Annotated in this window: 27 protein-coding genes and 1 riboswitch; of the genes, 13 read left to right on the forward strand and 14 right to left on the reverse strand. The window is 57.4% G+C overall.

Going from position 1 to position 26,160, the window contains the following annotated elements; all coding sequences use genetic code 11:
- Position 1 precedes the first annotated feature (1 nt).
- Complete coding sequence (locus FIV46_RS06805; RefSeq protein WP_139939756.1) at positions 2-610, forward strand: PIN domain-containing protein; 609 nt, start codon at positions 2-4, stop codon at positions 608-610.
- Between the two features lie 4 nt (positions 611-614).
- On the opposite strand, the gene purD is transcribed toward FIV46_RS06805, so the two are convergent.
- On the reverse strand, positions 615-1,892 hold the full coding sequence (gene purD, locus FIV46_RS06810) for a phosphoribosylamine--glycine ligase (RefSeq protein ID WP_139939757.1): 1,278 nt from the start codon (positions 1,890-1,892) through the stop codon (positions 615-617).
- A 77-nt stretch (positions 1,893-1,969) separates the two neighbouring features.
- Here purD and xseA point away from each other — a divergent pair, with 77 nt between their 5' ends.
- Together xseA and FIV46_RS06820 are read left to right on the forward strand one after the other, a co-directional pair.
- Entirely contained in the window at positions 1,970-3,415 is a 1,446-nt protein-coding gene (gene xseA, locus FIV46_RS06815) for an exodeoxyribonuclease VII large subunit (protein ID WP_139940054.1), read from the forward strand.
- Positions 3,415-4,224 (forward strand): M23 family metallopeptidase, encoded by an 810-nt coding sequence (locus tag FIV46_RS06820; protein WP_139939759.1) that lies wholly within the window; start codon positions 3,415-3,417, stop codon positions 4,222-4,224. Before xseA ends, FIV46_RS06820 begins: the two co-directional genes overlap by 1 nt.
- Here FIV46_RS06820 and FIV46_RS06825 read toward each other — a convergent pair.
- Positions 4,221-4,607, reverse strand: a complete 387-nt coding sequence (locus FIV46_RS06825; RefSeq protein WP_139939761.1) for a hypothetical protein — start codon at positions 4,605-4,607, stop codon at positions 4,221-4,223. The two genes, FIV46_RS06820 and FIV46_RS06825, sit on opposite strands and share 4 nt — an antisense overlap.
- A gap of 504 nt (positions 4,608-5,111) precedes the next feature.
- Here FIV46_RS06825 and FIV46_RS06830 point away from each other — a divergent pair.
- Positions 5,112-5,810, forward strand: coding sequence for a TorF family putative porin (locus FIV46_RS06830; RefSeq protein WP_219845943.1), 699 nt, complete (start codon positions 5,112-5,114; stop codon positions 5,808-5,810).
- Positions 5,811-5,894: 84 nt separating this feature from the next.
- Here the strand turns inward: FIV46_RS06830 and FIV46_RS06835 are convergent, their stop codons facing one another.
- Entirely contained in the window at positions 5,895-7,256 is a 1,362-nt protein-coding gene (locus FIV46_RS06835; protein ID WP_181163090.1) for a TldD/PmbA family protein, read from the reverse strand.
- Between the two features lie 297 nt (positions 7,257-7,553).
- Here FIV46_RS06835 and FIV46_RS06840 point away from each other — a divergent pair, with 297 nt between their 5' ends.
- Positions 7,554-8,078 (forward strand): MarR family winged helix-turn-helix transcriptional regulator, encoded by a 525-nt coding sequence (locus tag FIV46_RS06840; RefSeq protein WP_139939763.1) that lies wholly within the window; start codon positions 7,554-7,556, stop codon positions 8,076-8,078.
- Here FIV46_RS06840 and FIV46_RS06845 read toward each other — a convergent pair.
- The 3 genes from FIV46_RS06845 to ppa all read right to left on the reverse strand — a co-directional run bounded on the left by FIV46_RS06845 (position 8,049) and on the right by ppa (position 11,135).
- Positions 8,049-9,554 carry a UbiD family decarboxylase gene (locus tag FIV46_RS06845; RefSeq protein ID WP_139939765.1) on the reverse strand — a complete coding sequence of 502 codons (1,506 nt, stop codon included), beginning with the start codon at positions 9,552-9,554 and terminating at the stop codon, positions 8,049-8,051. The genes FIV46_RS06840 and FIV46_RS06845 overlap by 30 nt on opposite strands.
- Positions 9,555-9,642: 88 nt before the next feature.
- Complete coding sequence (locus FIV46_RS06850; RefSeq protein ID WP_139939767.1) at positions 9,643-10,329, reverse strand: PEP-CTERM sorting domain-containing protein; 687 nt, start codon at positions 10,327-10,329, stop codon at positions 9,643-9,645.
- A gap of 260 nt (positions 10,330-10,589) precedes the next feature.
- Positions 10,590-11,135, reverse strand: coding sequence for an inorganic diphosphatase (gene ppa, locus FIV46_RS06855; RefSeq protein ID WP_139939769.1), 546 nt, complete (start codon positions 11,133-11,135; stop codon positions 10,590-10,592).
- A gap of 206 nt (positions 11,136-11,341) precedes the next feature.
- Between ppa and FIV46_RS06860 the strand changes: the two genes are divergently transcribed.
- On the forward strand, positions 11,342-13,327 hold the full coding sequence (locus FIV46_RS06860) for a sodium-translocating pyrophosphatase (RefSeq protein WP_139939771.1): 1,986 nt from the start codon (positions 11,342-11,344) through the stop codon (positions 13,325-13,327).
- A gap of 72 nt (positions 13,328-13,399) precedes the next feature.
- On the opposite strand, the gene FIV46_RS06865 is transcribed toward FIV46_RS06860, so the two are convergent.
- Positions 13,400-14,317, reverse strand: coding sequence for a sulfotransferase domain-containing protein (locus FIV46_RS06865; protein ID WP_139939773.1), 918 nt, complete (start codon positions 14,315-14,317; stop codon positions 13,400-13,402).
- A gap of 375 nt (positions 14,318-14,692) precedes the next feature.
- On the opposite strand from FIV46_RS06865, the gene FIV46_RS06870 reads away from it, so the two are divergent.
- Entirely contained in the window at positions 14,693-15,499 is an 807-nt protein-coding gene (locus FIV46_RS06870; protein WP_219845946.1) for a MipA/OmpV family protein, read from the forward strand.
- Between the two features lie 10 nt (positions 15,500-15,509).
- Here FIV46_RS06870 and FIV46_RS06875 read toward each other — a convergent pair whose 3' ends face one another.
- Entirely contained in the window at positions 15,510-15,944 is a 435-nt protein-coding gene (locus FIV46_RS06875) for a RidA family protein (protein WP_139939777.1), read from the reverse strand.
- Between the two features lie 168 nt (positions 15,945-16,112).
- Here FIV46_RS06875 and FIV46_RS06880 point away from each other — a divergent pair, with 168 nt between their 5' ends.
- Complete coding sequence (locus tag FIV46_RS06880; protein WP_139939778.1) at positions 16,113-16,664, forward strand: Panacea domain-containing protein; 552 nt, start codon at positions 16,113-16,115, stop codon at positions 16,662-16,664.
- Positions 16,665-16,764: 100 nt separating this feature from the next.
- The gene (locus tag FIV46_RS06885; RefSeq protein WP_139939780.1) at positions 16,765-17,034 is read left to right on the forward strand and encodes a hypothetical protein; all 270 of its coding nucleotides are present in this window, start codon (positions 16,765-16,767) and stop codon (positions 17,032-17,034) included.
- Between the two features lie 55 nt (positions 17,035-17,089).
- Here the strand turns inward: FIV46_RS06885 and gcvPB are convergent, their stop codons facing one another.
- The 4 genes from gcvPB to gcvT are packed head-to-tail and all read right to left on the reverse strand — an operon-like array spanning position 17,090 to position 21,533.
- Positions 17,090-18,649 (reverse strand): aminomethyl-transferring glycine dehydrogenase subunit GcvPB, encoded by a 1,560-nt coding sequence (gcvPB, locus tag FIV46_RS06890; RefSeq protein WP_139939782.1) that lies wholly within the window; start codon positions 18,647-18,649, stop codon positions 17,090-17,092.
- Positions 18,646-19,992, reverse strand: coding sequence for an aminomethyl-transferring glycine dehydrogenase subunit GcvPA (gene gcvPA, locus FIV46_RS06895; RefSeq protein WP_139939784.1), 1,347 nt, complete (start codon positions 19,990-19,992; stop codon positions 18,646-18,648). The genes gcvPB and gcvPA overlap by 4 nt, the downstream gene beginning before the upstream one ends.
- Before the next feature lie 24 nt (positions 19,993-20,016).
- Complete coding sequence (gene gcvH / locus FIV46_RS06900; protein WP_139939786.1) at positions 20,017-20,391, reverse strand: glycine cleavage system protein GcvH; 375 nt, start codon at positions 20,389-20,391, stop codon at positions 20,017-20,019.
- Positions 20,392-20,414: 23 nt separating this feature from the next.
- The gene (gcvT, locus tag FIV46_RS06905) at positions 20,415-21,533 is read right to left on the reverse strand and encodes a glycine cleavage system aminomethyltransferase GcvT (RefSeq protein WP_139939788.1); all 1,119 of its coding nucleotides are present in this window, start codon (positions 21,531-21,533) and stop codon (positions 20,415-20,417) included.
- 142 nt (positions 21,534-21,675) lie between these two features.
- A riboswitch (glycine riboswitch) is annotated at positions 21,676-21,776 on the reverse strand.
- A gap of 238 nt (positions 21,777-22,014) precedes the next feature.
- On the opposite strand from gcvT, the gene ispH reads away from it, so the two are divergent.
- The 4 genes from ispH to FIV46_RS06925 are packed head-to-tail and all read left to right on the forward strand — an operon-like array spanning position 22,015 to position 25,023.
- Positions 22,015-22,959 carry a 4-hydroxy-3-methylbut-2-enyl diphosphate reductase gene (ispH, locus tag FIV46_RS06910; RefSeq protein ID WP_139939790.1) on the forward strand — a complete coding sequence of 315 codons (945 nt, stop codon included), beginning with the start codon at positions 22,015-22,017 and terminating at the stop codon, positions 22,957-22,959.
- Between the two features lie 2 nt (positions 22,960-22,961).
- Complete coding sequence (locus FIV46_RS06915; RefSeq protein WP_139939792.1) at positions 22,962-23,930, forward strand: homoserine kinase; 969 nt, start codon at positions 22,962-22,964, stop codon at positions 23,928-23,930.
- Complete coding sequence (rnhA, locus tag FIV46_RS06920; protein WP_139939794.1) at positions 23,927-24,361, forward strand: ribonuclease HI; 435 nt, start codon at positions 23,927-23,929, stop codon at positions 24,359-24,361. Before FIV46_RS06915 ends, rnhA begins: the two co-directional genes overlap by 4 nt.
- Before the next feature lie 11 nt (positions 24,362-24,372).
- Positions 24,373-25,023, forward strand: a complete 651-nt coding sequence (locus tag FIV46_RS06925; RefSeq protein WP_139939796.1) for an ankyrin repeat domain-containing protein — start codon at positions 24,373-24,375, stop codon at positions 25,021-25,023.
- Between the two features lie 3 nt (positions 25,024-25,026).
- Here FIV46_RS06925 and FIV46_RS06930 read toward each other — a convergent pair whose 3' ends face one another.
- Entirely contained in the window at positions 25,027-25,449 is a 423-nt protein-coding gene (locus FIV46_RS06930) for an SRPBCC family protein (RefSeq protein ID WP_139939798.1), read from the reverse strand.
- A gap of 60 nt (positions 25,450-25,509) precedes the next feature.
- Entirely contained in the window at positions 25,510-26,145 is a 636-nt protein-coding gene (locus FIV46_RS06935) for a carbonic anhydrase (protein ID WP_139939800.1), read from the reverse strand.
- Positions 26,146-26,160 lie beyond the last annotated feature (15 nt).

Here is a 26,160-nt window from a genome sequence, read left to right on the forward strand (position 1 = left end):
TTTGGCATTTACGGTTATCTTGGACGCATGTGTGCTGTACCCCTATCTTTTACGTGATTTGTTGATACGCGTCACTCAAACTGGTTTGTACAGGGCAAAATGGACAGACAAGATTAATGAAGAGTGGATTGAAAATCTTCTTCAAAAGAGGCCAGAATTGTCTAGAGAGAAACTGGAAAGAACCGCAGAATTAATGCATCAAGCCGTTCCGGATAGTTTGGTGGAAGATTTCGAAATATTAATGTGTGATCTGAAATTGCCGGATGAAAATGACCGACATGTATTAGCGGCGGCCCTAAAAGCTAGGGCCGATATGATTGTCACATATAATGTGAAGGATTTTCCCAAGGATTATTTGTGGGACTTGGAAATCGAAGTGCAGCATCCTGATGATTTTTTAGTATGCCAAATCGACTTGAATCAGGGATTGGTGCTTCAGGCAATCAGGGAACAATTAGCAGATTTGAAAAAACCATCTTTGTCGGCGGATGAATATCTGTTAGCTCTTGAGAAAAGAGAACTGACCAAAACAGCGGCAAGATTGCGCGAATTAAATTTGCAGCAATACCTTATGCTAAGTATTTCAGATTCAGATCATACTATTCATTAATTTTTCAGCCCTGTTCCCGTTCCACGGCGCGCCAGCCGATGTCCCGGCGGCAGAAACCATTGTCCCAGTCAATCTTGTCGACCGCCGCATAAGCCTTGTCTTTGGCTTCGGTGATGCTCCCCGCGCGGGCGGTGATATTGAGCACCCGGCCGCCGGTGGCGAGGATTTTCCCGTCCTCTTTCTTTGTGCCGGCATGGAAGATCACCACATCGTCATCGGCGCCGGCGGCTTTGAGGTTCCTGATCTCGGTGTTTTTTTCGTAGGAGCCGGGATAGCCTTTGGCGGCCATCACCACGGTCAGGGCCATGTCGTCGTGCCAGTCGAGGCTTTCCTTATCCAGGGTGCCGCTGGCGGTGGCCATCAGGGCCGGGACGATATCCGACTTCAGGCGCATCATCAGCACCTGGCATTCCGGATCGCCGAAGCGCACATTATATTCGATCAGTTCCGGCCCCTTGGCGGTGATCATCAGGCCGGCATAAAGCACGCCGGTGAAGGGATAGCCCTCTTCCTTCATGCCGCGCACCGTGGGCAGGATGATTTCGTTGATGGTGCGTTCCACCAGCTCGCCGGTCATCACCGGCGCCGGGCTGTAGGCGCCCATGCCGCCGGTGTTGAGGCCGGTATCGCCGTCGCCGACCCGCTTGTGGTCCTGAGCGGTGGCCAGGGGCAGGATATTCTCGCCATCGGTCAGCACAAAGAAGCTGGCTTCCTCGCCTTCAAGGAATTCCTCCACCACCAGCTCCGCGCCGGCGTCGCCGAACTGGCCGCCGAAGATGTCGTCCACGGCCTGGTGGGCCTCGTCCACTGTGGTGGCGATAATCACGCCCTTGCCGGCGGCAAGCCCGTCGGCCTTGACCACGATCGGCGCACCTTTGTCGGCAATAAAGGCCTTGGCCGGCTCGGCTTCGGTAAAGCGGCCGTAGGCGGCGGTGGGAATGTCGTACTTGGCGCACAGGTCCTTGGTGAAGCCCTTGGAGCCTTCGAGCTGGGCGGCGTCGGCGGTGGGGCCGAAAGCCGGGATTTCGGCAATCTGCAGGCTGTCCACCAGGCCTTCCACCAGTGGGGCTTCCGGGCCGACCACCACGAATTCCACGTCATTCTCGTCACAGAAGGTGATGACAGCACCATGATCGGAAAGGTCCAGTTTCACCGGTTCGGAAATATCGTCCATGCCGCCGTTGCCGGGGGCGGTGAAGATTTTATCCACCAGCGGGGACTGGGCGATTTTCCAGGTCAGGGCGTGTTCGCGGCCGCCGGAACCGATGATCAGAACGTTCATGCAGATTAATCCTGTTAAAAAAATTTTCTCTCTTGTACCATAAGCCAAAGGAGATTCAAGTAGAGCCCGTGGAGCAGATGTCAGATTATCCCTATTCCGCCGAACAGCAATCCAGCAACGCCCCCGAATTCACCGTTAGCGAACTCAGTATATCGCTGAAACGCTTTGTGGAGGAGAATTTCGGCTATGTGCGGGTGCGTGGCGAGATCAGCGGCTTCAAGCGGGCCGCCTCCGGCCATGTCTATCTGGCGCTCAAGGACGAGAAATCGGTCCTTGACGGGGTGATGTGGAAAGGCACCGCCGGCCGGCTCAACTTCCGCCCCGAGGACGGGCTCGAGGTGATTTGCACCGGCAAGCTCACCACCTATCCCGGGCGCTCCAAATACCAGATTGTCATCGACCGCATGGAACCGGCCGGGGCCGGGGCGCTGATGGCGCTGCTGGAGGAACGGAAAAAGAAACTGGCGGCGGAGGGCCTGTTCGATCCGGCCCGCAAGAAGCCGCTCCCCTACCTGCCGGAAGTGATCGGCGTCGTCACCTCGCCGACCGGGGCGGTGATCCGCGATATCCTGCATCGCCTGCACGACCGGTTTCCGCGCCGGGTCTTGGTCTGGCCGGTGCTGGTCCAGGGCGAGGGGGCCGCCGACCAGGTGGCCGAGGCGATCAGGGGCTTTAACGAGATGCCCGAGGGCGGTGCATTGCCGCGCCCCGATGTGCTGATTGTCGCCCGCGGCGGCGGCAGTCTCGAGGATCTCTGGAGCTTTAACGAGGAACAGGTGGTGCGCGCGGCGGCGGAAAGCCGCATCCCGCTGATCAGCGCCGTCGGGCACGAGACCGATACCACCCTGATAGATTATGCCTCCGACCGGCGGGCGCCGACGCCCACGGCAGCGGCGGAAATGGCGGTGCCGGTGCGGGCCGACCTGGTCTATACGGTGGAGGATCTGGCGGCACAGCAGAACCGGGCGGTGCAGCGCCTGGTCACTGAACGGCGCCAGCGCCTGGAAGGGCTCGGCCGCGGCCTGCCCAAACCGCAGGACCTGCTGTCCCTCAGCCAGCAGAAGTTCGACGATATTTCCGAGCGGCTGCCCCGGGCGCTGAAGCACCTTTCCGAGCGCCAGCAGCTGCGCCTGGCTACGGTCAGTCAGCGCTTGAGGTCGGATATCCTGGTCCGTGACATCAAGCGGCAAAACGAGCGGGTCGGCGACCTCGGGCTGCGCCTCAACCGGGCGGCGGCCCGGCAGCTGGAGCAGCACCGCCGGGCGCTGGAAAGCTCCACCCGGCTGTTTGACAGCCTCAATTACAAGCGGGTGCTGGACCGGGGCTATGCGGTGATCCGGGATGCGGACGGCACGGCCGTGACCGCGGCCGAGGCGGTGAAGCCCGGTGACGGCCTGGATATTGAATTCCGCGACGGCCATGTGGCCGCCCGGGCGGAAGGGGGTGGCACGCCGCCGAAGCCCCAAAAACCCAAAAAAGCCATAAAATCTGCTGATGATGACCGGCAGGAGACATTATTCTGATGAAGTTACGCCTGCTTTGCCTGCTTGCACTGATGATCCCGGCCGTTGCCGCGGCCGGGGAGTTCCGGGTGCCGGAAAACCTGACCCAGGGCGGCTTTTATGTGGGCAAGGCGCCCGAGGAGGCCGAAGTCTGGTTCAAGGGCCGGAGGATCCGCACCACCCCGGCCGGTTATTTTCCGTTCGGACTCAACTGGAAGGAAGGCAAGGAGATCAGCTTCCGGGTGGTGAATGGCGACGGCAGCGAGAAGGACTACAGCTTCGCGGTGCGGGAACAGAAATATGACGTTTCCGTAGTCGACGGCCTGCCGCCGAAAATGGTGACCCCGCCGCCGGAAGTGCAGGACCGGATCAGGAAAGATGCCCTGAAAGTAAAGGCCGCCCGCAAGAATGACAGCGACCTGGCTGATTTCGGTAAACCCATGGTCTGGCCGCTCAAAGGCCGGGTGTCCGGCCATTTCGGCAATCACCGTATTCTCAACGGCAAGCCGCGCAGTCCCCATACCGGCATGGATATCGCCGCACCGGAGGGGGCCCCGGTGGTGGCGCCCTGGGGCGGCAAGGTGACGATGGTGGCGGATCTCTATTATACCGGCAATACGGTGATCATCGACCATGGTTACGGCGTCAGCACGGTCTATTGCCACCTGTCCTCTGTGGCTGTTGAGGAAGGCCAGCAGATCGAGCAGGGGGCAGACCTCGGCCGTGTCGGCATGACCGGCCGAGCCACCGGGCCGCATCTGCACTGGGGCCTCAACTGGTACGCGGAACGGCTCAATCCGGAATTGTCGTTGCCGGAGATTGATAACTAGATCAGAAAGTCCTTGGCTTTTTTCAGGCCGAAGATGGCCAGCGCCACCAGCAGCAGGAATTCAATGGCCTTGTTGAGGCCTTCAAAGAAATAGCGTTCGGTGAACACGGCCAAGGCGATGGCCAGCACCAGCAGGGCCGCGTGATAGGCAACGCGCAGCCACTGGCGTTCCTTGATTTGTTCCAGCAAATGATGATTTTTCAGTTCCTGCCAGAACAGGATGCCTGCTTCCAGCGAAAGAAAGAAAATCAGCGTGCGGTAGCTGGAGGACTGGAAAAACTTGCTGAGCGGCCAGACAATGAAAGCAATCACAATGAGGGCTGCCACAATCAGGATGATATTTTTCAGGTTGCCTGATCCATTTTCTGAATCTTCATCGGACATCGCATATTTCCCCGGAATGTGATAGATGAGCGACCGACCGGACGTGCATTAAGCTACCGGAAACAAAAGAGTGTCACGTCCGGGCCCTTCCGTCAAGATATCGCGTTTTCCGGTGATAAAAGCAGGTGCTGTACACAGCAATAGTCCCCCTATTTTCAAAAAAAGACTGAACCAAAAAATTATTTTTCAGGCAAGTTTGTTAGCGATCGCAACATAAAACACCAGCAATTCCGCCATTTTTTTGCAGCGCCGTGATTAATATTTACTCATATTTAATATATGATTAAAAAATGTGCAGTTTCTGAACAAAATTTTGCCTTAATTCGGGCCGATACATCTGTTCGGAAGCCGGTGCGATTTCGGCTTCTCCGGTTAAATTTCCATTAACACATTGATAATCAACAAAATATCACACCTTGTGGGAAGTTTGGCACGGTATTTGAATTAAGGCATGGAGAACTTGCCAAGGTTCGAACAATAAATTGAAAGTTTAAGGAGAGAAACGTGAAAACACTTAAGAGTGCCATTCTGGCTTCTGTTGCTACTGTCGCCATTGCTTCAGCCGCAGCACCCGCATTTGCTGAAGACGAAGCCTTCCTGGGCGGTGAAATCAGCGCCAACGTAGCCATTACAACCGACTACCGGTTCCGTGGGGTTTCCCTGAGCGGTGAAGACCTGGCCATCCAGGGTGGTCTGGACTACGCTCATGAGAGCGGCTTCTACGTAGGCACTTGGGCGTCCAGCATGGACGACACTTTCACCTACGGTGAAACTGAATTTGACTTTTATGCCGGTTTCGGCGGTGAAGTTGAAGGTTTCTCCTACGACCTCGGTCTGCTGTACTACGCCTATCCGTCCGGTCATGATGGTGACTATCTGGAAGCTTACGGTTCTGTAGGCGCTGACCTCGGTGTTGCTTCTGCAACTATCGGTCTGGCTTACGCCTTCTCCAGCGACAACACCGGCAACGCCGACAACACCTATGTTTACGGTGACCTGGAATCCGCTATTCCGGATACTCCGATCACCCTGACAGCCCATCTCGGTTACGAAGATGGCTGGTTTGACGGCAAACTGGACTGGAGCCTCGGCGCTTCCGTATCCTACGGTGGTCTGGACTTCGGTATCGCCTATGTCGATACTGACATCGACGCTGACGGCTACGATGCTACTGCAGTCTTCACAATCGGTGCTTCTTTCTAATCTGAAAGAAATCCAAAAGAATTTCGGGCCTGCCCCTGCAACGGGGCGGGCCTTTTCTTTTTTTTGCCTGGTTTTGCGCGCGGTTTAATTTCCGGCCAGGATCATTTTCTCGATGCGCAGGGTCGGGGCGTCAGTGCCGTATTTTAGTTCCAGGTCGCTGGCCGCGGTCAGGGCCAGGAACATGTCCTTCAGGTTGCCGGCAATGGTGATCTCGTTGACCGGATAGGTGATTTTGCCATTTTCAATCCAGAATCCGCTGGCGCCGCGGCTGTAGTCGCCGGTAATGCCGTTGACGCCCATGCCGATCAGTTCGGTCACGTAAAATCCGGATTTGATATCGGCAATCAGCTCTTCCGGGCTTTGGCTGCCGGCTTCAAGATACAGGTTGCTGGAAGAGGGATGCGGCGGGGAAGAGGTGCCCCGGCTGGCATGACCATTGGTCTTGAGGCCAAGCTGGCGGGCGCTGGCGCTGTCCAGGATCCAGTTCCGGAGTACGCCGTCGCTGACCACATCCATCTTGCTGTTGGCCACACCTTCGCCGTCAAAGGGGCGGGAAGAAACACCCCGGAAAATATGCGGGTCATCAACGATCCGGATGCCGTGGGGCAGGATCTGTTTGTCCATCGACTCCTTGAGGAAGCTTGTGCCCCGGGCGATGGACTGCCCGTTAATGGCGCTGGCCAGGTGACTGACCAGGGTTTTCGACACCCGCGGGTCATAGACAACCGGAACCTGGGTCGTTTTCACTTTACGGGGATTGAGACGCCTGAGGGCGCGCTCTGTGGCTTCCCGGGCGATCTTCTCCGGTGTTTCCAGGTCTTCCAGATGGCGTTTCGAGCTGTAACTGTAGTCCCTTTCCATCCCGGTGCCTGACCCGGCGATCACTGAAACGCTCAGGCTGAAACTGCTCGCCCGGTAGGTTTGGGCAAAACCGTCAGAATTGCACAGGGCAATGCTGCTGGCCGAGGTGCCGGCGCCAGCCCCCTGGGAATTGGTGATGCCGTCCACCTGAAGGGCCAGTTCCTCTGTCTCCCGGGCTTTTTCCTTCAGCAGGTCGGTCGTAACTTTTGTGTTGTCATAGAGATCCAGGTCTGCCGGGATGTCCCGGGCGAGGAGGGTTTTGTCCGCCAGACCGCACCAGGGATCTTCAGGCGCATTGCGGGCCATGCTGATCGCCCGGTCGACCAGCATTTTCAGATTGTCTTCGCCAAGGTCGCTTGACGAAACGATCGCCTGTTGCTTGCCGATGATGACCCGGAGGCCAAGGTCGTTACTTTCGGATCTTTCAACTTCTTCCATCTTACCGAGTCGCCAGGAGACTGATTCTGACTGGCTTGCAAAAAAAACAGCGTCCGCCTGATCCGCCCCTGCTTTTTGGGCAAGTTTTATCAGATTTTCTAACCTGTTCAGGTTATTTTCTGAGTTGGGAATATCATTTTGGGACATTTCTGCTTCCTTTGGACGCATTTTTTTTGTTTAAAGAAAATAGTTTATAGAAGTTAATTGCCCGGAGCACCAGATTGAAGTTTTACCTGACCCGGCATTTAAATATTGAATTTTTTCAGGTTAAAAGATTGTCTGAAATTCAATCATATGGTTAATATTGTAAGACAGGAATTTAGAGTAAACTGTTTGCCAGAATAGTGCGTATAAAAATATGGGAGCCGGGAGTTAATAACAAGCACAAAAGAGTGTAACTGGCGCAGCTTATTAATGTAACGTGAGTGAAAAGGGGGTACGAGAGTGGGCAATCAGGGTCCGGAAATCTCAAAAAGCGAACTCAAGAAATATATTGATACATGTGTTTGCCTTAATATCCGGAAGGCATCGCGGGCGGTCACCAGACTATATGATGAAGCCCTGCAGGGAACCGGCGTCAGATATACTCAGCTGATTATCCTGATGGTGCTTGATCATCTGGATAATATTACTGTCAGCGGCCTTGCGGAAGAACTGGTCATGGATACCTCAACGGTCGCCCGCAATCTCCGGCCACTGGAAAAGCAGAAACTGATCAGCGTTATCCCCGGCAAGGACCGCCGCCAGCGGATTGTCTCTTTGACGGACAAAGGGCATGACGTCGTCAAGGACGGGCTTCAGCATTGGCGGGTGGCGCAGCAAAAGATCACGGAAAATTTCACGCCTGACGATTTCCTCAGCCATCTGTCCTCCATCAACAACATCTCCGATGTGGTGCAGAGGATTGCCGAACCTTCCTCCGCGGTGGCGCCGGTCGTGTCACCAGATGGATTTGCCGGACCCCGGTAGGCCGAGTTTTTCCCACAGGTCGTCAATTTTCGAAACGACGGCCTGGTCCATTTTGATTTTTTCGCCCCATTCCCGATCGGTTTCGCCGGGCAGCTTGTTGGTGGCGTCAAGTCCCATCTTGCCGCCGAGCCCGGACACCGGAGAGGCAAAGTCCAGGTAGTCAATGGGGGTATGCTCCATCAGGGTGGTATCGCGGACCGGGTCCATGCGGGTGGAAATGGCCCACATCACATCCTTCCAGTCGCGGCAGTTGACGTCGTCATCCACCACAATGACGAATTTGGTGTACATGAACTGGCGCAGATAGGACCAAACCCCCATCATTACCCGCTTGGCATGGCCGGCATAGGCCTTTTTCATGCTGACAACGGCAATGCGATAGCTGCAGCCCTCCGGCGGCAGCCAGAAGTCGACGATTTCCGGGAACTGCTGTTGCAGCAGCGGGATGAAGACCTCGTTCAGCGCTTCGCCCAGCACGCTCGGCTCGTCCGGGGGGCGGCCGGTATAGGTGCTGAGGTAAATGGGATCCTTGCGCATGGTGATGGCGCTGACGGTGAAGACCGGGAACTGCTCCACCGAATTATAATAGCCGGTGTGGTCGCCGTACGGGCCTTCCGCTCCATAGTCGGTGAGCGAGACATGACCCTCCAGTACGATCTCGGCGGTGGCCGGCACCTTCAGCGGCACGGTCTTGCAGTCCACCAGCTCGGTCTTCTTGCCGCGCAGCAGGCCGGCGAATTTATATTCACTCAGCGTATCGGGCACCGGGGTCACCGCGCCGAGGATGGTGCCCGGATCGGCGCCGAGCACGACGGCGGCGGGTAGCGGCTCCGGCTTTTCCTGTTTCCAGCGCCGGTAATGCTGGGCGCCGCCGCGATGTTTGAGCCAGCGCATCAGGGTCTGCTTCTTGTTGAGCACCTGCATGCGGTAGATGCCCAGGTTGAAATCATCCTCCGCTACCTTGCCGGGGCCTTTGGTCACCACCAGCGGCCAGGTGATCAGCGGCGCCGGTTCGCCGGGCCAGCAGCCCTGGACGGGAAGCTTTGCGAGGTCGATATCGTCACCGGTCAGCACCACGTCCTGGACCGGGGCCTTTTTCACCGTCTTTGGCGACATCGTCATGGCTTTTTTGACAATCGGCAGCATGTCGAGCGCATCACGGACGTTGCGCGGCGGTTGCGGCTGGCGCAGCACCGCGAGGTCTTCGCCGATCTGGCGCAGCTCTGACGGTTCCCGGTTCATGCCCCAGGCGACCCGTTCCACGGTACCGAACAGATTGACCAGAACCGGCATGTCATAGCTTTCGCCATTAGCGCCCACGGGATTTTCGAACAATATGGCGGGACCGCCTTCGGCCAGCACCCGGGTCTGGATTTCAGTCATTTCCAGGTCGGTGCACACGGGTTCGCTCACCCGCACCAGACGGCCGGTGTGCTCCAGATGTTCGATAAAGTCGCGTAAAGAGGTGTAGCTCATAGAGCGGTTATAAGTGAAAAGCCCTTAAGGGGAAACAGAAAAAGGCCCCCGGAAACCGGAGGCCTTTGATCAGATATAGTTTTCTTGCTTAGCTGCGGCGACGACGGGCCAGGCCGAAACCGGCGAGGCCAAGACCGAGCAGGCCGAGGGCGGCAGGTGCCGGCGTTTCCACCACCTCACCAGTAACAAGCGTCAGGTAGGCCGCAGGCGTTATGCCGGAGGAAGAAAAGATGCTTTCCTCGTCGGTGCGATCGGAGAGCGTGGTCAGCATGCCGCCGATGGCGAAATTTCCACCAATTGCCGCGTTGATGTCGGCAATTGCGTCCAGGGTGAGGCTGACAGTGAATTCGACCATGTTACTGAATTGGGATGCTGCATATTCATAGGAACCATAGACGTCCCCGTCACCCAAGTCGTCAAAAATGCCGGTCAGGCCGCTGCCGCCGGCAACCAGGGCGGCAATGTCACCTTCAAAGCTGTTGAGCTGCAATGTTTCGGAAGAATCCGCGCTGTAGTAACTGCCGTTGGCATAGAAGGTGATGGTGGCGCTTGTCACGGTTCCGCTGACAGAGGACAGATCAAAGGCATACCAGCTGCGATATTCTTCTTCGCCGCAGCAGCGACCGGTGATGGTGTTGTCATTGCTGGCATTATGGTTGCCGTTATTATCGTACCAGCCGTTGTCAAAGGTGTTGACATCAACAGCGGCAGCAGACGCTGTGCCTGCAAAACCAACTGTTACGAGGGCGGCGGCAATCGCCAAGGATCTAAGCATTTTATTCCCCTTCCTTCGAATATAATTATTGAAAATAGATTAATTGAAAAACATTAAGCAAGTAGTATGCCAGATGTAATTCTGCAGGTTTTACAATGGCTTGTTTGGAGAAGGGAGAATTAAAATGGCCAAAAAGTGTAAAATATCCCGACTCTTTGTCGAACAATTTTACACTAGAAAAAATATCAAATAATACAACCTGTTAGAAGAAAAGCCCCCGGAATCCGGAGGCTTTTTTGAAAAATCGATTCAGCACAGGATCAGGCTTCGGTTTCTTCCTGTTTCGCCCGCTCGATGCCGTTGAGGATCATCTGTTTGGCTTTTTCCGGGCCTTCCCAGCCGGTGACCTTGACCCATTTGCCGGCTTCCAGGTCCTTGTAATGTTCAAAGAAGTGCTGGATGCGCTGCAGCAGCAGTTCCGGCAGGTCGGTGTAGGTATTGACGTTCTTGTAGGTCGGGTCGGTTTTCACATCCGGCACGGCCAGGATTTTCTCGTCGCCGCCGGCCTCGTCTTCCATCAGCAGTACGCCGATCGGGCGGGCGCGGATCACGCAACCGGGCACCAGTGGTTCGTCCACCACCACCATCACATCACAGGGGTCGCCGTCCTCGGACAGGGTGTGCGGCATATAGCCGTAGTTGGTGGGGTAGCGCATCGGGGTATGCAGGATCCGGTCCACCAGGATAGCGCCGGAGCGCTTGTGCATTTCATATTTCACCGCGGCGCCGCCGGCGGGAACTTCGATAATCACATTGATTTCTTCGGGGGGGTTAAGACCGGCGCTGATCAAGTGTACTTGTGGCATAAAATTCACCTGTTTGGTTGGGGATTGGAGTTTTTGACTCTATTGCGCCGCAATATACCCAAATTCCAGGCTTTGTCAGCATGAATCTTGCCAAGCTTCCGGAGATGATTTAACGTTTTTTCGGGTTCTCGGGAGAAGGGCCCGAAATAAAGACAAATAAATTTAAATATAGGTTGCTTGTAACTGAATTAATCTGAGGAGTGAATATGGCGGATTTAGCTTTATATCCACCGGCGCTGGGCATTCTTGGCCTGGTTGTTGCCTTTATCTTGTACCGCGTAGTCGTCAGCCACAAGGTTGATGACGAGAAGGTTGCCAAAATCGGCGACCAGATCCACCTGGGGGCCATGGTCTTCATGAACAGGGAATATAAAATGCTGTTCCTGTTCAACATCGTGATCATAATTCCGCTATATTATTTCCTGGGGACGGAAACCACCATTTCCTTTGTTGTCGGTACCGTATGCAGCGGCATTGCCGGCTACCTCGGCATGTTTTCCGCCACCAAGGCCAACACCCGCACCACCACGGCGGCCCATAATGAAGGGGCGGCTGCGGCGCTGAAAGTGTCCTTCTACGGCGGCTCCATCATGGGCATGTGCGTGGCCTCGCTGGGCCTGCTGGGCATCGGCCTGCTGTATTATTTCTTTGGCGCCGAACATGCGGAAGCCATCCACGGCTTCGGTATGGGGGCTTCCACCGTGGCGCTGTTCTCCCGTGTGGGCGGCGGCATCTACACCAAGTCCGCCGATGTGGGCGCCGACCTGGTCGGTAAAGTCGAGGCCGGCATTCCGGAAGATGACCCCCGCAACCCCGGCGTGATTGCCGATAACGTGGGCGACAATGTGGGTGACGTCGCCGGTATGGGCTCCGATATTTTCGAATCCTATTGCGGCTCCATGATCGCCACCATCGCGCTGGCGGAGACCCTGGCGGTGGTTAACCGGGCAGAGCTGATGTCCCTGCCGCTGATGCTGGCCTCCACCGGCCTGATCTGTTCCATCCTCGGCATTATCCTGGTCAAGATCATGTCCGGCGCTTCCCCGGAAAAGGCGCTGCGCACCGGCACTATCGGTGCTGCCGTACTGTTCATTGCCGCGGCTTATTTCGTGATCCAGTATTTCGGCATTGATGTGAGCAAATGGTATGCCATCATCTGCGGCGCCGTGGGCGGCATCATTATCGGCCTGGTGACGGAATATTATACCGCCGGCAAGCCGGTGCGCCGGATCGCTGAATCCGGCCAGACCGGTACCGCCACCGTCATGATTACCGGCCTTGCGGTCGGCATGCAGTCCGTAGTGGTCCCGATCCTGTCGATCTGTGCCATCATCTTCCTGTCCACCCACTTTGCCGGCCTGTACGGGGTTGGCCTGGCCGCTGTCGCCATGCTGGCGACGGTAGGCATTACCATGGCCATCGACGCCTATGGTCCGGTGGCGGATAATGCCGGCGGCATCGCCGAAATGGCCGGCCTCGGCAAGGAAACCCGCGACATCACTGACAGCCTTGATGAACTGGGCAACACCACGGCCGCCATCGGCAAGGGCTTTGCCATCGGCGCCGCGGCGCTCGCCGCGCTCAGCATCATCACCGCGTTTGTCGCCACCGTGTCGCAGCATGTGCCGGACTTCAACCTGGAACTGAATAATCCCAGGGTCCTGGTCGGCATCTTCATCGGCGGCACGCTGCCGTTCCTGATCGCCTCCATCACCATGACCGCGGTGGGCGATGCGGCCATGGAAATGATCGTCGAGATCCGCCGCCAGTTCAAGGAAATCCCCGGCCTGCTGGAAGGCAATGCCGATCCGGATACCGAGAAATGCGTCGATATCGCCACCACGGCGGCGCTCAAGAAGATGATCCTGCCCGGCGCCATTGCCGTGATCACCCCGGTGCTGGTCGGCACCCTGCTCGGCGCGGAAAGCCTGGGCGGCATGCTCGGCGGTGCGCTGCTCGGTTGTGTGCTCCTGGCCCTGATGATGGCCAATGCGGGCGGCGCCTGGGATAACGCCAAGAAATATATCGAAAAAGGCAACCTCGGCGGCAAGGGCTCTGACGTCCATGCCTCTGCGGTGGTCGGCGATACCGTGGGCGATCCCTTCAAGGATACCTCCGGGCCCAGCATGAACATCCTGATCAACGTGATGGCGCTGGTGTCGCTGGTGATTGCCCCGCTGCTCACTCACTAAGGCGGGAAAACTCCAAAAGAGAAGCCCCTGCGGATTCCGCGGGGGCTTTTTGCATTTCTATGGCACGTGGTCTCAGGAGACCCAGTGCATCAGGTCCCGGTCCACCAGTCTGGAGAGCTTTTCCACATCTTCCGCCAGCTCGCGCTTGAGCGCCTCGCGCAGGTCCTGGGGCAGGGGGTCGCGCTTGGGCTTGGCGGTATTCACTTCCTTGATCTTGGCTTTCAGCGCGGTGCGGCTTTCCAGCGGCATGATCGCCTTGGCGATGGCCGACAGCCACGGCGGCGGGTTGCGCACGAACATATCCATGGCTTTCTTGCTGCGCATTTTCTTGTTGGGGTTCATGACCTCGAAACCGGCTTCAAAGTCGGGATCGATCTCCAGGAAGCGGCAGGTGTCCTGGTAGACGGCGCGGGTGTCTTTCTTCAGGTCATCGAAGAAGTTGATCTTGATCTGCTCGCGCGGGAATTCATCCATGAAGCGTTTGACCTGGTCGTGGAACTTGACGAAATCCCGGTAGCAGGTCACCAGCTGCCAGACATGGTCCGGCAGGCGCTTGCCCTGCAGGCGGTCCTCCTCGGCGGCCAGCGCTTCACGCAGGTCTTCCAGCGGCTCGTTGCCCTCGAATATATTCTGGGAATGGTGCGACGGAATCACTTCCAGCGGATTGCGCAGGTGGATCAGGATTTTGGCGTCCGGGGCGAAGGCCCGGATGTTGCGGGCTGCTTCCCTGGAATAGAGGTAGAAAACCGAGGATTCGCCGACCACTTTCTGGTCTTCGGCCGGGGCGAAAATCCGGCAGTATCTTTCCCACTGCCGCCCGGGCCGGCTGGCGTCCAGCAGGTCGGTGGCAAAATAATGGGGTTCCTTCACGGCCATAAAAACGTCGGGATGGCGCGCCAAGTAGGTATCCATGGCGGTGGTGCCGCTTTTCGCCGCGCCGACCAGAAACAGGTTCGGTTTTCTTTTCATTATTATGTCAGTTTCAGTCATTCTCTTCCTCCGGAATTTGCCTGCAGGATAGGGCCGAGATGTTAAAAAAAAGAAAATCCTGAGCCTAAAAAACTTAGTCCGTTCATACCCTATTCCGCCGAAAACGTGAATAGGAAAGCGGCTCCACCGGAAAACTGCATATGCCGGTAATGCCGGGACGGGGAGGCGGGCATGAAATCCTCACAAAGACGGTACCGTTCCGGATTATTTTGCCTTAATATGGCCCCATGGAAGAGGGACGATAATCTGCCGCCGGGGCCGGGACGTAAAAGACTGGTGACGTCCGGCCATCGGGCGGTGTGTGAGTGAAATGCTGAAGTCTGTTGGGGGCGATTTATTGCCATGAGTTTAATCCGGGGAGCGATCCCGTCCATAATGTTCCTGCTTTTGACCGCCACCCTGCCGGAGGCCCGGGCGCAGGATATGCCCGCGCCGGAAGCGGCCGGAGAACAGCATAAAACAGCGCTGGAGAAAAAGGACTGGCGTATCTTCGGCGGCGTCGGCACCGTCATTTCCCCAAAATACCCGGGCAGCAAATCCTATAATTTCACCCCTATTCCCTTTGGCGAAATCCGCTACAAGGGCCGCTTTTTCCTCAATCCCTATTACGGCCTCGGCGCCAGATTTGCCCGTTTCGAACTGGGCGAGGGTCATGAACTCTCCCTGTCGACCTCGTTCCGCTATGCCTTCGGCAGCCGCGAGGAAGACGAGCGGGCCGATTTCGCCGGGCTCGGCGATGTGGACGGCTCGGTGGAATGGATGGTGTTCGGCGATTATCAGCTCGGCGATTTCAATGTGGGCATGGAATTTTCCCAGGGCCTCAACAGCTCCGGCCATGGCGGGCTCAGGGGGACGCTAAGCTTTGAATATGGCCGCAGGCTGTTCAAATTCTATGACGTGCAGGGCGGCCCCTTCATCACCTGGGCCGACAATAAATATACCCGGGCCTATTTCGGCGTCACTGAGGAGCAGGCCGCGGCCAGTTCGTTCGATCAATATGAGGCCGGAGCCGGGTTCCACAAGGCTGGTTTCAAGGTCAATGTCATCACCTTTTTCACCCCGCGGATCGGCGTTTATGTGCTGGGGCTTTACAGCCATTTGCTGAATGATGCCGCCCACAGCCCGCTGATTGAAACCCGGGATGAGGCTACGGTCCTGGCCGGGATTGCCTATAAATTCTAGCCAACAGCCCCTAATTTTTGGCGGCCAGGCACTCCACTTCCAGGGCCGCGCCGAGCGCCAACCCGTCCGCCCCCAGCGCCGAGCGGGCCGGAAGTTTTCCGGCGGGGAAATAGGTCACATAGACCTTGTTGAAGTCGCCCCACTGGCTCATGTCGTCCATGAACACGGTGCATTTGATCACTTTGTCCATGCTGCTGCCGTGTTTTTCCACCACCGCCTTGATATTGTCCATGGTCTGCCGTGCCTCGGCCGCCATGCCGCCCGCCACCAGCTTGCCGTCCGCCCCGGTGCCGATCTGGCCGGAAAGATACAAGACGCCGTTATACTCGACCGCCTCGGCAAAGGGCAGCGCCGGATTAGGATGTGGGTAATGAACCACCTCCGCCGCTACGGCGGGCAGGGTGAAGGCGGAGAGAAGGGCGGCGAGGGCGAGTGTGTTGCGCATGAGGGATCCCCTTATTGATTTGGGGAAGGATAGCATGGCATTTATAAATAAGAGAGCCACTACTTTAATATTTTTGGCGGATAGCCAAATCTCTAAACGTGCAGCTTGTCAAAAATATTCGTGATTTTGTAACTTTTATGCGATAATACGATTGTATCGGAGAGAGTGATGACAAGGTTTCCTTTTAATTGGGAAAAAAGTATTCAGGCTATAGATTATCTAGCAAGCCTGAAGCCGGGGATAACCCAATACTATATTGGCAAAATCATATTTTTTGCCGATAGAGAACATTTATTGGATTATGGGAGACCAATCACAGGTGATAGGTTTGTGGCGATGGAACATGGCCCTGTGCCATCTACCATTCTAGATCTTCTAAAGACAGATTCAGGTTATCCAGATGAAATCGTTGAAGAATTACATGATCGGATCGCTATAGAGCCTGAAGGAAATAAGTTGCATGTTTACACGAAAGGTGAGGATAAATTCTACAGCCTTTCTGGTAGCGATAAAGAGTATCTCGCTGAAGCTTTAGAAAAATACGGTTCTATGTCATTTGCTGAATTAAAGCGTTTATCTCATGAAGACCCAGCATATGAGTCAGCTTGGGAAAAACCAGGTGCTAATAACGAAATGGATATTGAGCTTTGGTTTGCTGAATTGGCGGATCCTGAGAAAGCTAAGCAGCAATTTGTAGAAGCTGCCAAATGCACTGGTTAAGTAAATGCAAAAATGGGATGTGATACGTATATATTGCAATTTCCTCCCAAATCCACATGATAAATTCTGCATTTGTATCGACCCGGATCAGGGTTGGTTTATGTTTATCAATAGCGATCCACCACAATTTAGAAAAGCACGCAATCTTGCTATTGAGATATCGAGTTTTGAGGCCCTTTTTCTAAGTCATAACTCTTTTGTGGATACTACAAAGCTTCAAATTATTCCGATTGATTTAGTTAATAACGCCAATGCAGATCCGGGTAGGAATCACGGGCAATTAACGCCCAATGTGAGACAGCGTATAATCGATGGCGTTGCGGCTCATGAAGTCATGATAGATGATCACAGAAATGCTGTTTTGGGCTAGTAAGTAACTATTTGTCGTTATAAGAAAAAAGGGAGCCATCGGCTCCCTTTTCTTTTTATTCCGCAGCTTGCGCCGGTTCCGGCTTCTGCCAGCGCAGCACCGGCTTGCGGGCCGCGGTGGTTTCATCGAGCCGGCGCCGCGGCGCATGATACGGCGCACCGGTGAAACGGTCGCCGTCGCCTGACAGCGCCTTGTCGACCAGATGGCGCATGGAGCCGATGAACTGGTCAAGCGACTGTTTGCTTTCGGTCTCGGTTGGTTCGATCAGCATGGCGCCGTGCACCACCAGCGGGAAATACATGGTCATGGGGTGATAGCCCTCGTCGATCATCGCCTTGGCGAAGTCGAGGGTTTCCACGCCAGAGCCCTTGAGGAAGCGATCGTCAAACAGGGCCTCATGCATGCAGGGGCCTTCGAAGCTCGGCGTCATCACATCCTTGAGGCTGGTCATGATATAGTTGGCGTTCAGCACACTATCCTCCGCCACCTGGCGCAGGCCGTCGGCGCCGTGCGACATCATGTAGGAGAGCGCCCGGGTAAACATGCCCATCTGGCCATGGAAGGCGGTCATGCGGCCGAAGCTGTCGCCGGTGTCGTCATGCTCGACCATAGTATACTCTTCCTCGCCCGCCACCACATAGGGGGTGGGCACGAAGGGCGCCAGCGCCTCCGAGAAGACCACCGGACCGGCACCGGGGCCGCCGCCGCCGTGCGGGGTGGAAAAGGTCTTGTGCAGGTTGATATGCATGCAGTCGACGCCGAGGTCGCCGGGCCGGACTTTGCCGACAATGGCGTTGAAGTTGGCGCCGTCGCAATAAAAGTATGCCCCGGCGGCATGGACCGCGTCGGCGATCTCCTTGATATCGCGTTCGAACAGGCCACAGGTGTTGGGATTGGTCAACATAATCGCGGCCACATCGGGCCCGAGGGCTTGTTTGAGTGCCTCGAGGTCGACGCGGCCGTCTTCAGTGGCCGGGATCGCCTTTACCGTGTAGCCGCACAAGGCGGCGGTCGCAGGGTTAGTGCCATGGGCTGATTCCGGCGCAAGAACTATTGTACGCTCTTCCCCGCGTTTGTCCAGCGCCGCGCGGATCGCCATCATGCCGCACAATTCGCCGTGGGCGCCCGCTTTCGGCGACATGGCCACGGCCGGCATGCCGGTCAGGGTCTTGAGCCAGTGGGCCAGGGTATCGATCAGGTCGAACGCGCCCTGTACGGTGGATTGCGGCTGCAGCGGGTGAATGTCGGCGAGGCCGGCCAGGCGGGCCATTTTTTCATTTAGCCGCGGGTTATGCTTCATGGTACAGCTGCCGAGCGGATAGAGCCCCATGTCGATGGCGTAATTCTGGCGGCTCAAGCGGGTGTAATGGCGCATGGCTTCCGGCTCGCTGAGACCGGGCAGGCCGATCTCGTTCGTGCGCGCGAGGCCGCCGAGACGGCTGTGTCCTTCCGGCACCTCGGGCAGGTCAACGCCACTGGTTTTGGTGTCGCCGATCTCGTAGATCAGCAGCTCTTCCTGGTCCAGGCCGCGGTTGCCGCTGAAGGTAGTGAAGCTGTCGGCGGCAAGTTCGACGGCCGCGTCGATATTGGTCGGGCGTCCCTGATTGTTCATCATTTCAGCGCCTCCTTCAGTTCATAGTAGAGGGCATACATGTCATTCTCACTCACCGTCTCGGTCACCGCGACCAGCAGCAGGTTGTCGAGCTCTTCGTTGCCCGGGTAAAGGCGGCTCACCGGCAGCCCGGCGATGACGCCCTGCTCGACCAGTTGCTCCACCACTTCCGCGGCGGGTTTTGAGAGCCTCAGGGTGAATTCGTTGAAGAAGCTCTCGTTCAGCAGTTCCACCCCGTCAATGTCGCTGAGCTTGTCAGCCAGTTCACTGGCCCTGGCATGGTTGAGCGCCGCCAGTTTGCGGAAGCCCGCTTCACCGAGCAGGGTCATGTGGATACTGAAGGCGAGGGTGCAGAGCCCGGCATTGGTGCAGATGTTGGAGGTGGCTTTTTCCCGGCGGATATGCTGTTCCCGGGTCGAGAGCGTCAGCACAAAGCCGCGCTTGCCGTCCGCGTCCCGGGTTTCCCCGCACAGGCGGCCCGGCATCTGGCGCACATATTTCTGGTTGGTGGCGAACAGGCCGACGTAGGGCCCGCCGAAATTGAGGCCGACGCCCAGCGACTGGCCTTCGCCGACCACGATATCCGCGCCCATCTCGCCCGGCGACTTGATGGCGCCGAGGGAGACCACTTCGGTCACCACCACCACCAGCAGCGCTTTCTTTTCATGCACCGCCTCGGCGAGCTTTGTGAAATCATGCAGGTTGCCGAAAAAGTCCGGGTTCTGGACCACCACACAACTGATGTCGTCATCGATCTGGCTGATCAGCTCCTCGACGCCGCTCAGTGCCGGGGGATTGACCACGGTCACATCCTCGGTAAAGGCGGTGGTGCACCGGATCACCTCGATATACTGCGGGTGCAGGCTGCCGGAGATGATCGCCTTGTTCTTGCGGGTCACGCGGCGGGCCATCAGCACCGCCTCGGCGGCGGCGGTGGAGCCGTCATACATGGAGGCATTGGCCACATCCATGCCGAAGATTTGCGCCACCTGGGTCTGGAACTCGAACAGGGCCTGCAGGGTGCCCTGGGAGATTTCCGGCTGATAGGGGGTATAGGCGGTCAGGAATTCCCCGCGCTGGAGCATATAGTCGACCGTGGCCGGGACATGATGGCGGTAGGCGCCGGCGCCGACAAAGAAGGGCGCTTCGCCGGCGGGCAGGTTGCGCCCGGCAAAGCTTTTGAAGGCGGCTTCCACTTCCATTTCGGTGGCATGGCGCGGCAGGTCGACCGGGGCGTCGAGCAGGGCGTCCGCGGGCACGTCCCGGAACAGCTCGTCAATATGCGTGACGCCGATTTTGGCCAGCATGGCCTGGCGGTCATCGGGGGTAAGGGGCAGATAACGCATGGGAAATCCTGTGTTCTTGTTTACTTATTCCAGACCGGCGACAAAGGCCTTGTAGCCGTCCGCATCCATCAGGCCGTCAAGCTGACCGGCGTCGGCAAGCTTGACCTTGTAGAACCAACCGTCGCCTTCGGCGGCGCCGTTGACCAGGGCCGGGTCTTCTTCCAGCGCCGGGTTGGCTTCGGTCACTTCACCGTCGACCGGGGCATAGATTTCGCTGGCGGCCTTGACCGATTCGACAACGGCGATCTCGTCGCCTTTCTTGTGGGCGCGGCCGGCTTCCGGCAGTTCCACGAAAACGATGTCGCCGAGCGCTTCCTGGGCATAGTCGGTAATGCCGACGGTGCCGATTTCGCCGTCTACAGTGATCCATTCATGTTCGTCTGTGTAATAGGTGGTCATTGTTTTGCTTCCTCTGACTGTTTTTATTTTGCTGCTCTGTAATAACGCTGTTCCACAAAGGGCATCTCGGCCACCCGGGCCGGCAGTTTCTTGCCCCGCACCGACAGGAAGATCTCCGTGCCGGTTTTGGAAAATTCGGTGGCGACATAGCCCATGGCCAGCGGACCGCCGAGAGTGGGGCCGAAGCCGCCGCTGGTGACGGTGCCGATGACATCATCGTTGCGGTCGAGAATTTCGGTGCCTTCCCGGGCCGGGGCGCGGCCTTCGGGCTGGATACCGACGCGGAGTCGCGTCGGGCCGTCAGCCAACTGGGTGCGGACGATTACATCGCCCGGATAGCCGCCCTGTTCCCGGCGGCGTTTGCCGATCGACCACAGCAGGTTGCCTTCCACCGGGGTGGTGGTCTCGTCGATGTCATGGCCGTACAGGCACAAGCCGCTCTCCAGCCTGAGACTGTCGCGGGCGCCGAGGCCGATGGCTTCCACTTCATCCTCGGCCAGCAGCAGGCGGCTAAGCCGCTCCGCCTCCGCCTCGGGCAGGGAAATCTCAAAGCCATCCTCGCCGGTATAGCCACAACGGCTGATATAGCAGGGAACCCCGTCAATCTCGTCTTCCAGGTAAGACATGAACGGCATTTCACTGACGGCGGGCACGAAGCGGGCCAGCACGGCCGCCGCCTTCGGGCCCTGCAGGGCGATGAGCGCGCGGTCGGAAAGTTCGACAAGTTCCAGGTCCATGGGCAGGTGATGCAGCAGATGAGCCACGTCCTGGGCCTTGCAGGCGGCATTGACCACCAGGAACAGGTCGTTCTCGCGCTTGGTCACCATCAGGTCGTCAAGAATCCCGCCCATATCGTTGGTGAACTGGGTGTAGCGGATGCGGCCGGGCTTGAGGTCGACGATATTGCCCGGTACCAGTTTCTCCAGCAAGTAATCGGCATCTTCGCCGGAAATCACCACCTGGCCCATGTGCGAGACGTCGAACAGGCCGGCTTCGGCCCGGCAGTGCAGATGTTCCTTCATGACGCCAAGCGGGTATTGCACCGGCATGGCATAGCCGGCGAAGGGCACCATTTTGCCGCCAAGCTCTTCATGCAGGTTAAAGAGGGGTGTTTTTTTCAGATCACTCAGATCAGCACTCATAAAAATCTCCGGCCAGAGGCTATATAACATAGGGTTTCACAGCAGACGTATTTGCCCGGCTGCGCCCCCTCTGTCATGGAACCTGAGAGATTTACCCCGTCGGTGGGGCGATCCGGTTAAGGAAAACCCGCTTTCCAGAGTGCTGTTCCCTGCGGTCCTTTTGCCTGAGAGTTTCCGGGGCGGTTGCTCCTTCGGCGCCGGCACTGACTGATTAGGTCAGGCGGTCTCTCCCGCAGGGTGTATTTGCGATGTCCAGCATAGTCGGGAAAATGCTCAAGTCAATCCGGGAAATTTTCGAAATGAATTCGGCTGCGTTTCCAGAACTTTCTTTCACGTCTTTAACATATTGCATCGGCTGGATTATTTCCTGCGCGGCGAATCAGGCGCAGGTGTAACCGGGGTTTATGCCGCCGTCCCGGCGTCAGAAATATCGGGAAATTTCCTGTATTCATCACCGGGAACTTTGTGTATAAGCGGGGCCATGAATAAAGCCGCTATCAATCTTTTTATCGCCAACCCCCGGGGCTTCTGTGCCGGGGTCGACCGGGCCATCCAGATCGTGGAAATGGCGCTGGAAAAATTCGGTGCGCCGGTCTATGTGCGTCACGAAATCGTCCATAACAAATATGTGGTCGAAGGCCTGAAGCAGCGCGGCGCCATCTTCGTCGATGAACTGGATGAAGTGCCGGACGACATGCCGGTGGTTTTTTCCGCCCACGGGGTGCCGAAGTCGGTGCCGGCCGAGGCCGAACGGCGCAAGATGCTGTATGTGGACGCCACCTGTCCGCTGGTCAGCAAGGTGCACCGGGAAGCGGAGCGGCATGAGCGCAATGGCCATGATATCGTCATGATCGGCCATGCCGGCCATCCGGAAGTGATCGGCACCATGGGCCAGTTGCCGGAAGGGCGCATCAAGCTGGTGGAAACGGTGGAAGACGTCGCCTCGCTCGAGGTCAGCGACCCGGACAATGTGGCCTATATCACCCAGACCACCCTGTCGGTGGATGACACCACCGATATCATTGCCGCGCTGAAAGAACGCTTCCCGTCGATCCAGGACCCGAAAAAGGAAGATATCTGTTACGCCACCACCAACCGCCAGGGCGCCGTCAAGGCCATGTCGGAGAAAGTGGAGGCGGTGCTGATCATCGGCGCGCCCAACAGCTCCAATTCCAAGCGCCTGGTTGAAGTGGCCAGCCGCCAGGGCTGTAAAAGCATGCTGATCCAGCGCGCCGCCGATATCGATTGGGGCTGGCTCGCAGGCATCGAAAATGTCGGCATCTCCGCCGGCGCCAGCGCCCCGGAAGTGCTGGTCGAAGAAGTGATTGCCGCCTTCCGCGACAAGTTTGATGTCAACCTTGACCAGGTGATGACGGTCGAGGAAAATGTTGTGTTTAAAGTACCCGCCATCTTGCTCAGGGATTAGAAATGGCCGTTTATACCCAGGTAACCGCAGAAGAAATTAACGCCTTTATCGCCCAGTATGATGTGGGGGAGGTGGTTTCCTTCAAGGGGATTGCCGAGGGCTCGGAAAATTCCAACTATTTCCTGCAGACCACCGAGGCCAGCTTTATCCTGACCCTGTTCGAGGCCCGGGTCAACGAGGCCGACCTGCCGTTCTTCATGGGGCTGATGGATCATCTCAATCACAAGGATATCGTCTGCGCCACCCCGGTCAGGGACCGCGCCGGCAATAACCTCAAGACCCTGTGCGGCCGTCCGGCGGCGCTGATCACTTTCCTCAACGGCATGGCTATCAACAAGCCGCAGCCGGAGCATTGCCGCCAGCTCGGCGGTGAACTGGCCCGCATGCATCTGGCGGCGGCCGATTTCAATATGAGCCGGGCCAACGACCTGTCCGTCGACGGCTGGGAAAAGCTGGTGGCCGACTGTGCCGACGGGGCGGATCGCTGTGCGCCGGGCCTCAGGGAGATACTGACCGGCGAACAGGCGTTCCTCAAGGACAACTGGCCCACCGACCTGCCCGCGGGCATCATCCATGCCGACCTGTTTCCGGACAATGTGTTTTTTCTCGAGGGCAAGTTGTCCGGGCTGATTGATTATTATTTCGCCTGCAATGATTTCCTTGCCTATGACCTTGCGGTTTGCATGAACAGCTGGTGTTTCGAAGCCGACGGCTCCTTTAATGTCACCAAGTCGACCCAGCTGCTCAAAGGCTACAATGACGTCCGGCCGCTGGAGGCGCGCGAGCTTGACGCCCTGCCGCTGCTGTGCCGTGGCGCGGCGCTCAGGTTCCTGCTGACCCGCCTGTATGACTGGCTGAACCGGGTCGAGGGCGCGCTGGTCCAGGTCAAGGACCCGACCGAATATCTGACCAAGCTGACCTTCCACCAGGGAGTCAGGAATGCCTCTGCCTACGGGCTGGATATCAAATGAAGGAAGTGATCGCCTATACCGACGGCGCCTGTTCAGGCAATCCCGGTCCCGGCGGCTGGGGCGTATTGCTGCAGTCCGGCAAGCACGAAAAGGAACTGTGCGGCGGCCAGGCGGAAACCACTAACAATCAGATGGAATTGATGGCGGCGATCCAGGCGCTGAATGCCATTAAATATTCCTGCCATGTGACCATTTATACCGACAGCACCTATGTGAAGGACGGCATTACCAAATGGATTCACAACTGGAAAAGAAATGGCTGGCGCACTGCCAACAAGAAGCCGGTCAAGAATGCTGAACTGTGGCAGCAACTGGAAGCGGCTATCGAAAGCCATAATGTGAGCTGGCACTGGGTCAAGGGCCATGCCGGTCACCCCGGCAACGAAAAGGCCGACGAGCTGGCCCGGCGCGGCATGGCCGATTATCAGTAAAGGACAAGTAGATGGCGACAAGAGACGATATATTCAAAGCCATTGATATCGCTGATGCGGACAAGTTGCGGGAAATTCTCGCGAGTGAGCCGAGTCTCGCTTCCGCCCGCAGCGAGGACGGTCTGTCGGCCGTGCTGTTTACCCTGTACCTGCAGAAGCACGACCTGACCGACATCCTGCTGGAGCATGAGCCGCAGCTTGACCTGTTTGACCTGGCGGCGCTGGGCATGAACGACCTGTTGGCAGTGATCCTGACCGACCAGCGGGTGGATGTGAATATGTATGCGGGCGACGGGTTTTCCGCCCTGCATCTGGCCTGTTTTTTCGGACAGGTGGAAACGGTGGAGCTGCTGATCGAAAAAGGGGCCGATGTGAACATGATGGCGCCCAATGACAGCCGGCTTTGTCCCCTGCACAGCGCGGTGGCCGGCGGACAGCAGGCGATTGCGAAACTGCTGCTCGCGGCCGGGGCCGATCCCAATACCATCCAGGCCGGTGGTTATACCGCGCTGATGTCGGCGGCCCACCAGGGCTACAAGGATCTGGTCAGCCTGTTGCTGGAAAAGGGGGCCGATCCCTCACTGGTCGCAGAGGATGGCCGCAGGGCGCTGGATTTCGCCAGCGGCCAGCCGGAAATCGAGGCGCTTCTTACCCGTCACTGATCGTCAGGCCGTGAGCCGTTCGGCATAGGATTTCAGACTATAGAGATGGCTTTGCCAGCCGGCCTCATGGTCTTCCCTGAGTGAGTCCATCAGGTCGCCCATGAAGCCTTCCCAGCCGGTATGGGACAGGACCAGTTCGGTGCCGTCTTCGGTCGGGCTTAGCGTGATGATCACTTCGGTTTCCACTTCCCATTCCGGATCGGCCCAGGTCAGGTGCAGTTTGGCATTTTCTTCCACTGCCTTGACGGTGCCGCGGGTGGCCCTTTCCTCACCTTCCCGGTCCAGCCAGCGCTCTTCAAAAGTCCCGCCAACCCTGGGCTCCAGGCTCACTTCCTCGCCCCACCAGTTGGCAATATGCTCGTTGTTCGTCAGGCAACTCCAGACCGTTGCCGGTTTTGCCTTGATGGCAAGTGTGAGGGAAATCATCTGCCTCTCCGTGTGGTTGCGGTCCCCTTGTTTTTCGGCAGTATGCCCGATTTCTCCCCGTCAGACCAGAGGGGAGAATTCGCCGCTTTTTTCATCGAGGGCGTAAAGGGTGCCGCTTTCGATTTCGAAGTGCCAGCCGTGCAGCCGGAGGCTGCCGTCCTGTTCGGCCGCCTTGATCCAGCGGAATGTGCGCAGGTTCTTCAGGCTGACCCGGATCGATTCCTTTTCCATTTCCCGCAGGATTTTACCTTCGGATTCGCCGTCAAATTTCCTCAGCGTGTTACGACGGGCCTCGTTGGCGATGCTCATCCAGGGCTCGATGAAATCCACATGGTCCTGGTTGTCAAAATCACCGTGATACAGGGCCTTGATGCCGCCGCAATGGGCATGACCCATGATGACGATATCATTGACTTTCAGGTGCCTGACGGCGAATTCCAGGGCGGCGCTGGAGCTGTGCTGGTTGCCGTCCGGATGATAGGGGGGCACCAGGTTGGCCACATTGCGCAAGGAAAAGACCGAGCCCGGTTCTGCTTCGGTGATGATCACCGGGTCGGCCCGGCTGTCACAGCAGGAAATGATCATGACCTCGGGCGACTGGCCTTTGTCCACCAGTTCTTCATAGAGTTTTTTGTCCTGCTGGAAACGGCCGCTGAGAAAATTTTTATGGCCTTCGATAAGATTTCTAAGTGGCATACCGACCCTCTTTTT

The sequence above is a fragment of the Emcibacter nanhaiensis genome (assembly GCF_006385175.1).
GTDB lineage: Bacteria > Pseudomonadota > Alphaproteobacteria > Sphingomonadales > Emcibacteraceae > Emcibacter > Emcibacter nanhaiensis.

Bases quoted from the DNA above. Each gene is read 5' to 3' on its own strand.
- FIV46_RS06875 (WP_139939777.1), bottom strand. From the start codon at position 15,944: ATGCGCAACACACTCGCCCTCGCCGCCCTTCTCTCCGCCTTCACCCTG.
- FIV46_RS06820 (WP_139939759.1), top strand. From the start codon at position 3,415: ATGAAGTTACGCCTGCTTTGCCTGCTTGCACTGATGATCCCGGCCGTT.
- gcvH (WP_139939786.1), bottom strand. From the start codon at position 20,391: ATGACCACCTATTACACAGACGAACATGAATGGATCACTGTAGACGGC.
- purD (WP_139939757.1), bottom strand. From the start codon at position 1,892: ATGAACGTTCTGATCATCGGTTCCGGCGGCCGCGAACACGCCCTGACC.
- gcvT (WP_139939788.1), bottom strand. From the start codon at position 21,533: ATGAGTGCTGATCTGAGTGATCTGAAAAAAACACCCCTCTTTAACCTG.
- FIV46_RS06880 (WP_139939778.1), top strand. From the start codon at position 16,113: ATGACAAGGTTTCCTTTTAATTGGGAAAAAAGTATTCAGGCTATAGAT.
- FIV46_RS06850 (WP_139939767.1), bottom strand. From the start codon at position 10,329: ATGCTTAGATCCTTGGCGATTGCCGCCGCCCTCGTAACAGTTGGTTTT.
- gcvPA (WP_139939784.1), bottom strand. From the start codon at position 19,992: ATGCGTTATCTGCCCCTTACCCCCGATGACCGCCAGGCCATGCTGGCC.
- FIV46_RS06885 (WP_139939780.1), top strand. From the start codon at position 16,765: ATGTTTATCAATAGCGATCCACCACAATTTAGAAAAGCACGCAATCTT.
- FIV46_RS06915 (WP_139939792.1), top strand. From the start codon at position 22,962: ATGGCCGTTTATACCCAGGTAACCGCAGAAGAAATTAACGCCTTTATC.
- FIV46_RS06835 (WP_181163090.1), bottom strand. From the start codon at position 7,256: ATGTCCCAAAATGATATTCCCAACTCAGAAAATAACCTGAACAGGTTA.
- gcvPB (WP_139939782.1), bottom strand. From the start codon at position 18,649: ATGATGAACAATCAGGGACGCCCGACCAATATCGACGCGGCCGTCGAA.
- ppa (WP_139939769.1), bottom strand. From the start codon at position 11,135: ATGCCACAAGTACACTTGATCAGCGCCGGTCTTAACCCCCCCGAAGAA.
- FIV46_RS06935 (WP_139939800.1), bottom strand. From the start codon at position 26,145: ATGCCACTTAGAAATCTTATCGAAGGCCATAAAAATTTTCTCAGCGGC.
- FIV46_RS06825 (WP_139939761.1), bottom strand. From the start codon at position 4,607: ATGTCCGATGAAGATTCAGAAAATGGATCAGGCAACCTGAAAAATATC.
- FIV46_RS06925 (WP_139939796.1), top strand. From the start codon at position 24,373: ATGGCGACAAGAGACGATATATTCAAAGCCATTGATATCGCTGATGCG.
- FIV46_RS06870 (WP_219845946.1), top strand. From the start codon at position 14,693: ATGTTCCTGCTTTTGACCGCCACCCTGCCGGAGGCCCGGGCGCAGGAT.
- FIV46_RS06860 (WP_139939771.1), top strand. From the start codon at position 11,342: ATGGCGGATTTAGCTTTATATCCACCGGCGCTGGGCATTCTTGGCCTG.
- ispH (WP_139939790.1), top strand. From the start codon at position 22,015: ATGAATAAAGCCGCTATCAATCTTTTTATCGCCAACCCCCGGGGCTTC.
- FIV46_RS06845 (WP_139939765.1), bottom strand. From the start codon at position 9,554: ATGAGCTACACCTCTTTACGCGACTTTATCGAACATCTGGAGCACACC.
- FIV46_RS06930 (WP_139939798.1), bottom strand. From the start codon at position 25,449: ATGATTTCCCTCACACTTGCCATCAAGGCAAAACCGGCAACGGTCTGG.
- xseA (WP_139940054.1), top strand. From the start codon at position 1,970: ATGTCAGATTATCCCTATTCCGCCGAACAGCAATCCAGCAACGCCCCC.
- rnhA (WP_139939794.1), top strand. From the start codon at position 23,927: ATGAAGGAAGTGATCGCCTATACCGACGGCGCCTGTTCAGGCAATCCC.
- FIV46_RS06865 (WP_139939773.1), bottom strand. From the start codon at position 14,317: ATGACTGAAACTGACATAATAATGAAAAGAAAACCGAACCTGTTTCTG.